The sequence below is a fragment of the Pseudomonas brenneri genome (assembly GCF_007858285.1).
Classification (GTDB): domain Bacteria; phylum Pseudomonadota; class Gammaproteobacteria; order Pseudomonadales; family Pseudomonadaceae; genus Aquipseudomonas; species Aquipseudomonas brenneri.
This window is the reverse complement of the sequence record NZ_VFIL01000005.1, coordinates 269138-280778: the sequence shown is the minus strand read 5'-3', so window position 1 is coordinate 280778 and position 11641 is coordinate 269138. Positions and strand designations below refer to the sequence as shown.

13 protein-coding genes are annotated in these 11641 nt (G+C 58.5%); 7 read left to right on the top strand and 6 right to left on the bottom strand.

All coding sequences use genetic code 11. From position 1 onward, the window contains the following. Positions 1–21: 21 nt before the first annotated feature. A complete protein-coding gene (locus FJD34_RS13085) occupies positions 22–804 on the bottom strand; it encodes an aldolase (protein ID WP_032857967.1) in 783 nt (260 codons plus the stop codon). A gap of 157 nt (positions 805–961) precedes the next feature. On the opposite strand from FJD34_RS13085, the gene FJD34_RS13080 reads away from it, so the two are divergent. Beyond that, on the top strand, positions 962–1489 hold the full coding sequence (locus FJD34_RS13080; protein ID WP_032857965.1) for a helix-turn-helix domain-containing protein: 528 nt from the start codon (positions 962–964) through the stop codon (positions 1487–1489). 63 nt (positions 1490–1552) lie between these two features. Here the strand turns inward: FJD34_RS13080 and FJD34_RS13075 are convergent, their stop codons facing one another. Continuing rightward, positions 1553–2569, bottom strand: coding sequence for a DUF4917 family protein (locus FJD34_RS13075; RefSeq protein WP_032857962.1), 1017 nt, complete (start codon positions 2567–2569; stop codon positions 1553–1555). Between the two features lie 126 nt (positions 2570–2695). Between FJD34_RS13075 and yiaY the strand changes: the two genes are divergently transcribed. Continuing rightward, positions 2696–3844, top strand: a complete 1149-nt coding sequence (gene yiaY / locus FJD34_RS13070) for an L-threonine dehydrogenase (protein ID WP_065943866.1) — start codon at positions 2696–2698, stop codon at positions 3842–3844. Here yiaY and FJD34_RS13065 read toward each other — a convergent pair. Together FJD34_RS13065 and FJD34_RS13060 are read right to left on the bottom strand one after the other, a co-directional pair. After that, positions 3841–4998 (bottom strand): MFS transporter, encoded by a 1158-nt coding sequence (locus FJD34_RS13065; protein ID WP_032857957.1) that lies wholly within the window; start codon positions 4996–4998, stop codon positions 3841–3843. The two genes, yiaY and FJD34_RS13065, sit on opposite strands and share 4 nt — an antisense overlap. Positions 4999–5068: 70 nt before the next feature. Beyond that, positions 5069–6292, bottom strand: coding sequence for an 8-amino-7-oxononanoate synthase family protein (locus tag FJD34_RS13060; protein WP_065943867.1), 1224 nt, complete (start codon positions 6290–6292; stop codon positions 5069–5071). 298 nt (positions 6293–6590) lie between these two features. Here FJD34_RS13060 and FJD34_RS13055 point away from each other — a divergent pair, with 298 nt between their 5' ends. Continuing rightward, positions 6591–7265, top strand: a complete 675-nt coding sequence (locus tag FJD34_RS13055; protein ID WP_032857955.1) for an NAD-dependent epimerase/dehydratase family protein — start codon at positions 6591–6593, stop codon at positions 7263–7265. 10 nt (positions 7266–7275) lie between these two features. On the opposite strand, the gene FJD34_RS13050 is transcribed toward FJD34_RS13055, so the two are convergent. Beyond that, the gene (locus FJD34_RS13050; RefSeq protein WP_032857953.1) at positions 7276–7764 is read right to left on the bottom strand and encodes a DMT family transporter; all 489 of its coding nucleotides are present in this window, start codon (positions 7762–7764) and stop codon (positions 7276–7278) included. Positions 7765–7841: 77 nt separating this feature from the next. Between FJD34_RS13050 and FJD34_RS13045 the strand changes: the two genes are divergently transcribed. The 4 genes from FJD34_RS13045 to FJD34_RS13030 all read left to right on the top strand — a co-directional run bounded on the left by FJD34_RS13045 (position 7842) and on the right by FJD34_RS13030 (position 11060). Next, a complete protein-coding gene (locus FJD34_RS13045; RefSeq protein ID WP_411736490.1) occupies positions 7842–8759 on the top strand; it encodes a LysR family transcriptional regulator in 918 nt (305 codons plus the stop codon). 69 nt (positions 8760–8828) lie between these two features. Beyond that, positions 8829–9470 (top strand): LysE family translocator, encoded by a 642-nt coding sequence (locus FJD34_RS13040; RefSeq protein WP_032857947.1) that lies wholly within the window; start codon positions 8829–8831, stop codon positions 9468–9470. A gap of 119 nt (positions 9471–9589) precedes the next feature. Continuing rightward, positions 9590–10117, top strand: a complete 528-nt coding sequence (locus tag FJD34_RS13035) for a DUF4142 domain-containing protein (protein ID WP_032857945.1) — start codon at positions 9590–9592, stop codon at positions 10115–10117. Further along, positions 10089–11060, top strand: coding sequence for a GNAT family N-acetyltransferase (locus FJD34_RS13030; protein ID WP_223232740.1), 972 nt, complete (start codon positions 10089–10091; stop codon positions 11058–11060). The genes FJD34_RS13035 and FJD34_RS13030 overlap by 29 nt, the downstream gene beginning before the upstream one ends. Positions 11061–11084: 24 nt before the next feature. On the opposite strand, the gene FJD34_RS13025 is transcribed toward FJD34_RS13030, so the two are convergent. Further along, positions 11085–11585, bottom strand: a complete 501-nt coding sequence (locus tag FJD34_RS13025; RefSeq protein WP_032857942.1) for a methylated-DNA--[protein]-cysteine S-methyltransferase — start codon at positions 11583–11585, stop codon at positions 11085–11087. Between the last annotated feature and the right edge of the window lie 56 nt (positions 11586–11641).

Here is an 11641-nt window from a genome sequence, read left to right as displayed (position 1 = left end):
TATCTCCGGTCGAAAAAGGCTTCAGTTCAGGCAATCGGCGTGTTGGCGCAGGTTCTGCCGAGCGTAGTAGTTGAACGCGGCGCCGTGGCGCTTGGGCTTGGAGATCCAGTCATGGGCCTCGCGTCCCAGGGCCGGCAGAATCGGCTTGACGGTACCGGCACTCATGGCCAGCAGTTGCAGTTTGGCCGCCCGTTCGATCAATTGCGCGATCACGCAGGCTTCTTCGATGGTGCCGCCAGTGGACAGCTGACCGTGGTGGGACAGCAGGATTGCGCGCTTGTCGCCCAGGGCCTGGGTGATGATTTCGCCTTCTTCGTTACCCACTGGCACACCCGGCCAGGCTTCGAGGAATGCACAGTCTTCATACAGCGGGCACAGGTCCATGTGCGACACCTCCAACGGCACTTCCAGCATCGACAGGGCGGCGATGTGCGTCGGGTGGGTGTGGATGATGCAGTTCACATCCGGCCGGCCACGGTAGACCCAGCTGTGAAAGCGGTTGGCCGGGTTGGGCATGCCGTGACCTTCCAACACTTCCAGGTCTTCGTTGACCAGCAGCAGGTTGCTGGCGGTGATTTCATCGAAACCCAGGCCCAGTTGCTGGGTGTAGTAGGTGCCAGGCGTCGGGCCACGGGCAGTGATCTGCCCGGCCAGGCCGGAGTCGTGGCCGTTCTCGAACAGAATCCGGCAGGTCAGGGCCAGCTTTTGCCGGTCGGTCCACGTATTATCTGCCAGGCTGCTTTGCATCTGGGTCAGCGCTTGCTTGACCAGTTGGTCTTTGGGGAGTGCTAATGTCTTGGCCATATCGGTGTCCTTTGGGTGGTTCAATGGACGTCGATTTGCTGGTTCCCGCAGCTCGCAAGGTCGTTGGGTTCTGCAAATGACACCAAAGAGGCTATATGACACAATGTGTCATTGGCAAGTAAAAATCATCATCCTCTGGCTGGATTAATCGCTGCGCATGTCTATCCGTTTGAAATTATTGAGAAAAAAACTCGGTGTTACCTTGGAGGCACTGGCCGAGAAATCCGGGATGACCAAGAGTTATCTGTCGAAAGTCGAGCGCGGGCTGAACACGCCGTCGATTGCCGCCGCGCTGAAACTGGCCAAGGCGTTGAACGTTAAGGTCGAAGAACTGTTCAGCGAAGACAACGTCAGCCTCGACAGCTACAGCCTGGTGCGCAGCCATGAGCGGCCCGACACGTCGCCGGGTTATGCGGTGCTGGCCCATCAGGTCAGCGAGCGCAGCCTGCTGCCGTTCATCATCTATCCGCCAGCGGAGTTCAGCGACAAGACCTTCAAGGAGCACTTGGGGGAGGAGTTTCTGTTTGTGCATGAAGGCCGGGTGGAAGTGGACTTCATGAACGAACGGGTACTGCTGGAGCGCGGCGACGCATTGCACTTCAATGCGCAAAAACCGCACCGCATTCGTTCGGTGGGAGAAGTGCAGGCGCAGTTACTGGTGGTGGTACACAGCGCCGAAGAATGACAGAGATCTAATGTGGGAGCGGGCTTGTGTGGGAGCAAGCCCGGGTCTCCAGTGAGGCTGGGATCAGTGCTCGACCGGCACCGACAGTGCCGCTTTGCCCAGCGCATGGCTGCGTGCCGCAAAGAACCGCAGCTCCACCTCCATCCCTTCAAACAGCCCCGCATACCGCCGCTTCTGCTGCTGGATAAATCCTTCGCTGCGGCCAAATACCGAAATCGCCAGGGTCTTGATCTTCGAGCGGCGAATCGCCTCCACCAAGTGTTGATCCTGCTCGCCCAGGTGATGGCCGAAGATACACAGCGCACCTTCCTGGCCCAGCAACTGTTCATAGCAGAACGACAGATAATCCGAACTGCGGATGGTCTTGAGCTTTTCGCCGGTGGGCCCTTCGTTGATGAACAGCGGCACATCGTCGAGGGTCTTGATGGTGTTGTTGATCGCAAAACTGCTGAGCAACGTACTGTCGGTGGACGGCAATTTACGCGCCGAGCCATCCAGGTTACGCACCAGGTGCAGGCCGCCGTGCAGGTACAGAATGCGCGTCGCGGCGGTGGCGGTATCGCGCAGGTCAAAGCGTGATTCGGCACCGCGAAACAGGTCGTCAATGCCTGGCGTGTGCAGGATCGACCAGTAGTTGAGCAGGTCGTAATTGCTGGTGAACACTGTCTTGTAGCTCGCCAGTTCCTGATTGATCGTCACTAGCGTCGAAGGCTGCACCAGGCGCCAGGGGATGTGCACGGCGTGGATGGTGTTGATCAGCGCTTCCTTGATCGCGTAGTAGCGATTGCGCGGCGCAGCGGAGCTGACGGCCAGGGCCTTGTTGACGCGGCTGGTGGTTTTCAGGGCACCCAGCACTTGTTCGAAACTGCGGGTCTGCATCGCATCAAACACGCTCAGTTCGGAAGCGCTCAAGGGCTTTTCTTCCACGGTGCGTGCGTTTTCAAACAGTGAGTCGTAGGCAAAGTCTTCCCACACCGCGCGACTGGCACCGTTGCCGATCAGGATCGCGGCGAAGGCGGTGCTGCTGCGCAGTGCGCTCCAGTCTTCAAGGGCGGCGTCGATATCCTGGAAATCCTTCATTGCGGCGGGTCTACTCAAAAACGGCTGGGTGGTGACTTTATCACGGGCGGGCGTTGATCTTGGTCAAGATGCCGCAGCCCGCTGCGGTCGATGCTGTAGGCATCAACGTATCCCCGAGGGTTCACCATGAGCAGCACGTTCTTCATTCCCGCCGTCAACATCATGGGCATCGACTGCCTCGACGAAGCCATGAGCGCGATCCGCAACTACGGTTTTCGCAAGGCGCTGATTGTCACCGACGCCGGCCTGGCCAAGGCGGGCGTGGCCAGCATGATTGCCGAGAAACTGGCGATGCAGGACATCGACTCGGTGCTCTACGACGGCGCCAAACCCAACCCCAACGTGGAGAATGTCGAGAACGGCCTGGCGTTGCTTCAGGCCAGTGGCTGCGATTTTGTGGTGTCGCTGGGCGGCGGTTCGCCCCATGACTGCGCCAAGGGCATCGCCCTGTGTGCCACCAATGGCGGGCATATCGGCGACTACGAAGGGGTCGACCAATCGAGCAAGCCGCAGTTGCCGCTGGTGGCGATCAACACCACCGCCGGTACCGCCAGCGAAATGACGCGTTTTTGCATCATCACCGACGAAACCCGTCACGTGAAAATGGCCATCGTCGACCGCAACGTCACACCGTTGCTGTCGGTCAACGACCCGGCGCTGATGGTGGCCATGCCCAAGGGCCTGACCGCCGCCACCGGCATGGACGCACTGACCCACGCTATCGAAGCCTATGTTTCCACCGCCGCCAACCCGATCACCGATGCATGCGCGATCAAGGCGATCGAACTGATCAGCGCCAACCTGCGCCTGGCCGTGCGCGACGGCAGCGATATGGCGGCCCGGGAAAACATGGCCTATGCGCAATTTCTTGCGGGCATGGCCTTCAACAACGCCTCCCTGGGTTTTGTCCACGCCATGGCCCACCAGTTGGGCGGCCTCTATGACTTGCCCCACGGCGTGTGCAACGCGGTGCTGCTGCCCCACGTGCAAAGCTTCAACGCCAGCGTCAGCGCCGCGCGCCTGAGCGACGTCGGCCGCGCCCTGGGCGTGACCGATAAACACGTCAGCCCCGAAGAAGGCGCACAAGCGGCCATCGCGGCGATTCGCTGCCTGTCCCAGGATGTCGACATCCCGGCCGGCCTGCGTGAGTTGGGTGCCAAGCTGCAAGACATCCCGCTGCTGGCAAGCAATGCCCTCAAGGATGCGTGCGGCCTGACCAACCCACGGCGGGCGGATCAGCGGCAGATCGAGGAAATTTTCCGCAGCGCGTTTTAGTCTGTCCTGGCCCGGACGACGCACCACAGTGCGCCGCTCGCCAGCGCTACACATAACGCCGCCAACGGCCAGACCTGCTGACTGACCAGCAAGCTGGCCATGCCACCAATCAGCGCCGCCATCAACTGGTGCAAAAAACCACTTAGGGCCATGGCGTAGGAGCCGCCTACCGGAGAGTGGTCGTTGGCCAGGGACAGGCTGATGGGGTAACTCATCGACTGCCCGAACACCGCCACGCAATAAGGCAACCACAGCAGCAAGGCCCAATCACTGGCGAACCAGCCAGCGAGCAACATCACCGAACTGCCGCCCACTACCAATGTCACTCCCCATGTCATCATCGACAGGCGCCCGCTGCGGGCAACCCAACGATTGACCGTCAATGCACCCGCCAGATAGGCCGCGCTGATCGGCCAACCCAGCAGCCCATACTGCGTGGCAGTCCACTCGAAGCGGCCCTGCAGAATCAGCGGAGCGCAGGTATTGAACGCGATGATCACGCCATACCCCAACCCGCCCGCCAACGCTGCCCGTAGAAACGCCGGGTGTTGCAAAATCATGCTGTAGATACGCCATGCAGAAACTTGCCCATCGGCTTTCACCCGTGCCGGGAACGCCACCGCTTGCAGTACGCAAATCAGCCCGATTGCCGCCAATGCCAAGCCGTAGAAGATCGCCTCCCAACCCAACGCTACCTGCAATACCGAGCCAATGAACTGGCCGATACCCAGGGCGATCACGAAGGTCATGCCCAGCCACGACAGGCCTTTGGCCAACAATGCACCGCTGAAACTATCGCGCACCAACACCCGTGCCATCACCGAAACGCCACCAGCCCCCAGGCCCTGGACGAACCGTAGCGAGAGAAACGTCTCGATGTTGTGAGCCATGGGGATGGCCGCGCTGGCCAGGGCATACAGGGCCAATGCCGCCAGCAGCACCGGTTTCCTGCCCAGGCGTTCACCCAGGCTGCCCCATAGCAGCATGGGCAACGCCATGCCCACCAGATACACCGCCAAGGCCAGCGAGGCCTGGGACTCGGCGGCCTGCAGTGCCTGGGAAATGGCCGGCACTGCGGGCAGGTAAATGCTGATGCCGACTTGGGACAGGAAGGCGGTGCAGCAGGCTATGGCAAGGGTTGTGGTGTTTTTCAAAGGGTAAGGATTTTCTTTTTTGGGCGGTGGCGTCGCGTTGGCGAGAGTTGTGTTGTGTCAACGCAGACCATTAAAGCTTTCCGTGCTCCTTTAGCAAGTCTTTGAGATGTTCACAAAAAGAATGGATCAAGGCAGGTGGCATGTCCGCACGAAGTGTAATACGTATGGCTGCTTTGTTTTGCGGTACAACTGGGAAGAACACCGCAGATGTAAAAAAACCAATGTCAGCAAGTCTTCGTGAAATTTGAGTGGCCAGTGTTGCTTCGCCACAAGCTACTAAGCGTATCGCGGAGAATGATCTCTTTTGCTCTGTTTCTACTAAACTATCGAATAATCGAATATTTTTCTGAAGCTTTTCCTGAAGGACAGTTAATTCATCTGAAAGGTGGATTTTGATTGATGCCAAGCCCGCGCCGATGGCAGCTGAATTCAGGCTTTGGGACCAGTTGCTAGGGCCGCCGTAGCGATGCACTAAACTCTTTTGGCGTTCGCTCCCAAACATTACCAAACCACCACCTGCCGCGAATGACTTTCCGAGGGAAGCCACCAGCAGAATTTGGTCGTCTAATGCCGATAAGTGCGGGCGTACAAATCCTGCTCCATTCTTCCCTACTGCGGACAGCGCGTGAGAATCATCCAAGTAGAGAAAAAGTCCGTAGCGTGCCTTCAAATATAATAAGCTTTCTATGTCGGCAATGCCTCCCATGCTGTAAACGCCATCAGCGACATAAGCAACTTTTTTATGTTTTTTGCATAGATCTTCTATAAAGGAAATGTCGTTGTGGGGGGCTGTGATTACCTCTGTTTCGTCAGCGCACGCAGCTTTCAGATGATTCATTGAATAGTGGGATAACTTGTCGAAGATCATGACGGGAGGCGTGTCATTTGTAAAAGCACCGCTGGCGAGCAAAGGTAATATTCCAGAGCTGGCGGCACTACACGAAAGTGTACTCAGGCAGTTTGCACCGAATAACTCGGATAGCGCGGTTTCAAATTGCTCTAGTAATACCAGTTTGCAGCGGTTTTTTGAATTGGCTATGCGCAGTGTTCCCGCATCTTTTAATCCATCAATAGCTCCATTAAGGATGCTGGGGTGGTAGTCGAGTCCTAAATAAGACGTGGTGCAGAAGTGATGGATGTTTCGGTTATACTGATCGGTTAGGAAGTTGTTGCTGTTTACCGTTACATTTAATTCACTGATTCGTCCGGCTTTTGCACTTTGCCAGTCTGGGTCAGCGAGTGCTATGAGCTTTTTGTAGTTTGAATAGTTATTGATGTTGACGTTTGTAGTCATGGTTTACTGTCCTTGTAAAAGTGGTCCTGACTTTCGGAGTCGTAAGCTATCGGAATGAAATCTCTATGAAAAGTCAGCTGTTTCCTATGCCCATGGTTCTAAGTTGAGTTTTTGTCGTGGGTAATCGGCTACAGATTTTTAGTGCAAGGTTTGGGATGAGTTACACTATCCCTGTGTTCGACATTTTCGCCTCTGCGATTCGCTCGTCGCGTCTGATGACAAGCTGTTAATCTGGGCACCTCGTACTGCTCTTAACTTGAAGCTTGCAGCTAAAAGCTTGCCACTGAGGCCCCCCCTTATGAGAGTTCTGCTATTCGGCGCCACCGGCATGGTCGGCCAGGGCGTGTTGCGTGAGTGTCTGCTGGCCGCTGATGTGCAGGAAGTGGTGGCGGTGGGGCGCACGGCGTTGACCCAGGAGCACGGCAAGCTGCATCAGGTGTTGCACGCCGATATGTTCGACTTCCAACCCCTGGAGCATTTGCTGCAAGGGTTTGATGCCTGTCTGTTTTGCCTGGGGGTGTCGTCGGTGGGGATGGATGAGGCGACTTACACCCGTCAGACCTATGACCTGACGCTGGTCGCTGCCAGTACCCTGGCGCGGCTCAACCCGCAGATGACGTTTGTCTATGTGTCCGGCACGGGCACCGACAGTTCCGAGCAGGGCAAGGTGATGTGGGCACGGGTCAAGGGCAAGACCGAGAATGCCTTGCTGCGCCTGCCGTTCAAGGCGGTTTACCTGTTCCGTCCGGGGATCATCCAGCCGCTGCATGGCGTGCGTTCGAAAACCCGGCTCTACCAGGCGTTCTACACCTTGCTCGGCCCATTGCTGTCATTGGTTCGCCGTGTACGGCCGGCCTGGATCGTGAGTACCGAGAGCGTGGGTCGGGCGATGCTGGCGGTGGTCCGGCAAGGCGCCCCGCAAGCGGTGATCGAACCCGCCGACATCCACCGTCTGGCCGCCGAACGTATGTGATAGCAACGGATCAGCCCGCAGCAGCCAATGCCTTGGCTGGCGCGGCACTGAACTGAATCAACGCCACACCGCCGATCAACATCAGTACTCCGAGTAAACGGGGGGCGGTGAGGTGCCGTTCCACCAGGCCGAACAGGCCAAAGTGGTCGAGCAGCAACGAGGCGAGAATCTGTCCAGTCATGGCCAGGGCGATAAATCCCGAAGCCCCCAACTTCGGCAACAAGATCAGGGCCAAGGCAATAAAGCACACCCCAAATGCGCCACCCGCCCACATCCACATTGGGGCCTGGGTGATAAAAGCCATGCTTGGCAGCGGCAGTCGCAACGCCAGAATGACAGGCAATAACACCAGGATACTCACCGTTAGCGAAGCCAGGGTCGCCCACAGGGGATGCCCCAGGCCACGCCCGAGGTTGGCGTTAATCGCGCTTTGAAACGGCACCACCGCACCGGCAAACACCGCTAACAGCAACAAGCCCAGCCAATGCCACGTCGTCATATTCGTTCTCCCAAAGGTTTTACTGGACTCTACGGTATTCGTCGCGCAGATTTAAATTCCAAGTTCTTATGCTGAATATGCACGCTATGAATGATTTACGGCGCATCGACCTCAACCTGCTGGTGATCCTCGACGCACTGCTCAGCGAGCAACACGTCACCCGCGCCGCCGAGCGCCTGCACCTGAGCCAACCGGCGGTGAGCCATGCGCTGGCGCGGTTGCGAGATCTGCTCGGCGACCCGTTGCTGGTGCGCCAGGGCGGGGGGCTGGTCGCTACTGCCCGCGCGCTGGAGTTGGCGGCGCCACTGGCCGATGCGCTGGCCCAGGTGCAGTCATTGCTGGCACCGAACCGTTTCGACCCGGCATCGGCCAGGCGGACCTTTCGCCTGGCCATGTCCGATTACGGCGCGGCGCTGCTGTTGCCTGGGTTGGTGCGGGCACTGCGTGAGCAGGCACCGGGGATTGATCTGGCCATCACCCATGCCAGTCGCGAAGGCATGCAAGAAGGGGTGCTCAGTGGCGAGATCGACCTGGCGGCCGGCGTGTTTCCCGACCTGCCGGGCGAATTGCGCAGCACGCCGTTGTTTGAAGAGCACTACGCTTGCCTGGTCGACCGCGACAGCTTGCCTGCCGGTGGTGCGCTCGACTTGCCCACTTACCTGGCGCGGCCCCATGTGCTACTGGAAATGCGCGGCAGTGGTACCCCGGAAATCGAACGGGCGCTGACCGCGATCCGTGAGCGGCGCCATGTGGCAATCAGCCTGCCGCATTGGGGGATTGCCCCGCAGCTGATCCAGGGCACCGATCTGATTCTTACTGTTTCTTCGCAGGGGTTGCTGAACATCGATCCCCGGCACCTGCTGGTGGTGCCACCGCCGTTTCATATCCCGTCTTTCGGTTTTGTACTGGCCTGGCATAAACGCCGTGGTGGGGATGGCGCCTTGCACTGGCTGATCGCTCAAGTGCAGGACGTGCTGGCCAAACGCGCGGCCTAGCATTGCAGTGCCGAGTGGATTGTGCACAATCGACGCGGCCCTCCTATTTTCTGTCAGAGCGTGTAACCCATGACTTCATCATTGCTGTTTGCCGTCATTGCCTCGGGCTTTATTTATGGCATCACGCCGGGCCCCGGTGTGCTGGCGGTATTTGGCATTGGTGCGGCCCGTGGCCGCCGGGCCGGCGCAGGTTTTCTGTGCGGGCACCTGTTGGGCGATGTGGTGTGGTGCAGCACCGCCCTGGTCGCGATTGTCGGCGCGCGGGAGATCGGCAGCAGCGCATTTGATGTGCTGGGTGTGCTCAGTGCTCTCTACCTGTTTTGGCTGGGCATCCGTGCGATCCGCACCCGCAACCGCAGCAGTGAAGCGCCCCAGGGCGCGGCGCGCCAGCCGTTCTGGCATGGCATCCTGTTTGGCCTGACCAATCCCAAGGCGTATCCGGTGGCTGTGGCCACTTTCACGGCGCTGCTGTCCAGCCGTGCCGAATTGCTGACCTGGGCCATGCTGCCGTGGTTGATTGTCTTGAGCTTTATCGGTGGTCTGGTGGCCTATGCCATCCTGATCGGCATCGTTGGTGCCCGGCAGGTGCGTACGGTGTATCAGCGTCATGAAGTGTTGATCACCAAGCTGTGCGGCGTGATGTTTATCGGCTTCGCCATCAATGCCCTGGCGCATGCGTTGCCGGGCTTGATGGGCAGTAAAACGTCATGAGTCTGTGACGACCGTTCGTCGCGGCAACAAGTTTTTTCTAAACCTTTGCCGCCCTGAAAATTCAGATTCAGGGCGGGGTTCTTTCCCCGGCATGTATTTATTACCTGGAGGAACCCATCATGAGCCGCATGGCTAGCCGGTTACGCACCGCCACTTTCGCGATGCTGCTGGGCCTCGGCGCCAGCAATGCCTTGGCCCAAGGGCCTGCCGAGTTTATCGAGCAAGCCTCGGCCAAAGGCATGGCCGATATCGAAACCAGCCGCATGGCCCACGCCAAGACCTCGTCCCAGGAAATCAAGGACTACACCATCGAGGTCATCAACGAACGCACCCTGGCCAATCAACATTTGGCGGCCATTGCGAAAAAACTCGACTTGCCAGTGGCACCTCGCGAGCAGATCGCCGACAAGGCCGAAACCCTGATGCCTGAACTGACTGATGGCGACTCCTTTGACGCCGCCTACACGGCCCAGCAGGTCAAGGCCAACGAAGATGCCATCGCGCTGTTCAAGCAGGAAGGCGCGGCGTCGCAGATTCCCGAAATAAAGGCACTGGTCGACGAAACCCTGCCCAAACTGGAAACCCGTCTGGAAAAAGCCCGGGCGCTGGCTTCGTCCTATGGCAAGAGCCGTAACGGCGACGGTTGATTGCGAGGGCTGTGGTATTGAAACGGTGGTTGGACTACTCCAGCCGCCGTTTTTTTGCGTCGTAATTCCCATCACCCGTGGCAGCTTTCTACTGTCGCTTTCGGAAACAGCCGACAGTGACCCTCAGACGTTGAAGCAAGACTGGTTTTTTTGCCTGGACTTGCCGATGCCTACGACCGTCAATTCGCTTTACCACCGGACCGAAGCCCATTTTTTTTCCGCGACCTGCCCGTTGCACCGCAGCTTCAACGCCTGTGTGAGCGCCTATTTTGCTGACGAAGTCGTCAATGAATGGAACCTGTTGTTTGTCCGGGTCGGCAGTGAGCCGTTGGGTGGTGGGATGGCCGCCTGTGAGCAATTGATCCACAGCGTGGTTTTGCCCGTACGGATAGTGATTCATCAGGAAAAGGTCGAGGAGTTGGCGCAAAGCCTACAGGCGATGGGCTTTATCTTCGTGCAACAGACCAGCGCAATGGTCCTTGACCTGAAGAGCTTCACCGCTGCCGTCCGAACACCTGTCAGCGATACCATCAGTTTGACCCAGAGCCTCGACGATTGGGCGGCTCCCCTGGGCAGTGCGTTTGGCCTGACAGCCGAGGGCGTTGCGCGTTATCAGGCCAGGCATCAGGTTGCAATTGATCGCGGCGAAGGCTTTTATCATTTTGCGCTGTCAGTGGAGGGGCGGCCGGTGAGTGCCATAACCTTGTCCATGTGTGACGGGCTGGCGCGGCTCAATGACATGGGCACTCACATTGAGTTTCGCGGGAGAGGCTACGCAACTCGGTTGATCCAGGTCGCGTTGGCGCACGCCGTGAGCCTGGGTGCGCAAACGTGTTTTCTTGAGGCATCGAACGATGGGTTCTTACTTTATCGCTCGTTTGGCTTTCAAGCGCTGTTCGATTATCAGGCATTTGTACGTGGCCCATTGGTGAACGGGCGGTAGCTTCAGCCTGTTGCGCAATAGCCATCAAAACAGCGACCTTGTGGCCTCGCCATCCTCCAATGTCAGCAAGTACTGCTTGGCTACAAGCCCACCGGCAAACCCGGTCAGCCCGCCCGACGCACCAATGACCCGATGGCAGGGTGCGACGATCGAAATGGGATTGCGCCCGTTGGCCGCACCCACCGCCCGTACGGCTTTCGGGTTGCCGATCTGCTGGGCGATCTGGCTATAGCTGCGGGTTTCACCGAAGGGAATGGTCAATAGCGCGCCCCAGACTTTTTTCTGGAACTCGGTGCCATCAAAGTCCAGCTCCAGCTCGAAACGGTCGCGGGTGCCGGCAAAATACTCTTTCAACTGCCGCTCGGCTTCCAGCAGCACCGGGCTGTGGTTGACCTCCACCAACTCGCCCAGGCGCACGCGGTTGGCGCGCTCGGTTTCCCACAGGATCGCGGCGAGCTTGCCGTTGCGGGCTACCAGGGTCAACTGGCCGACGGGAGAGGGCATGAGTTTGTATTCACATGGCATGAGCGAGCTCCTTGTTGAGTGGGTCATTGACCGACAGGCCTGCACTTTAACGCTCA

Coding starts and splice junctions, on each gene's coding strand:
- FJD34_RS13035 (WP_032857945.1), top strand. CDS start 9,590: ATGAGCCGCATGGCTAGCCGGTTACGCACCGCCACTTTCGCGATGCTG.
- FJD34_RS13025 (WP_032857942.1), bottom strand. CDS start 11,585: ATGCCATGTGAATACAAACTCATGCCCTCTCCCGTCGGCCAGTTGACC.
- FJD34_RS13055 (WP_032857955.1), top strand. CDS start 6,591: ATGAGAGTTCTGCTATTCGGCGCCACCGGCATGGTCGGCCAGGGCGTG.
- FJD34_RS13080 (WP_032857965.1), top strand. CDS start 962: ATGTCTATCCGTTTGAAATTATTGAGAAAAAAACTCGGTGTTACCTTG.
- yiaY (WP_065943866.1), top strand. CDS start 2,696: ATGAGCAGCACGTTCTTCATTCCCGCCGTCAACATCATGGGCATCGAC.
- FJD34_RS13050 (WP_032857953.1), bottom strand. CDS start 7,764: ATGACGACGTGGCATTGGCTGGGCTTGTTGCTGTTAGCGGTGTTTGCC.
- FJD34_RS13040 (WP_032857947.1), top strand. CDS start 8,829: ATGACTTCATCATTGCTGTTTGCCGTCATTGCCTCGGGCTTTATTTAT.
- FJD34_RS13085 (WP_032857967.1), bottom strand. CDS start 804: ATGGCCAAGACATTAGCACTCCCCAAAGACCAACTGGTCAAGCAAGCG.
- FJD34_RS13030 (WP_223232740.1), top strand. CDS start 10,089: ATGGCAAGAGCCGTAACGGCGACGGTTGATTGCGAGGGCTGTGGTATT.
- FJD34_RS13060 (WP_065943867.1), bottom strand. CDS start 6,292: ATGACTACAAACGTCAACATCAATAACTATTCAAACTACAAAAAGCTC.
- FJD34_RS13045 (WP_411736490.1), top strand. CDS start 7,842: ATGCACGCTATGAATGATTTACGGCGCATCGACCTCAACCTGCTGGTG.
- FJD34_RS13075 (WP_032857962.1), bottom strand. CDS start 2,569: ATGAAGGATTTCCAGGATATCGACGCCGCCCTTGAAGACTGGAGCGCA.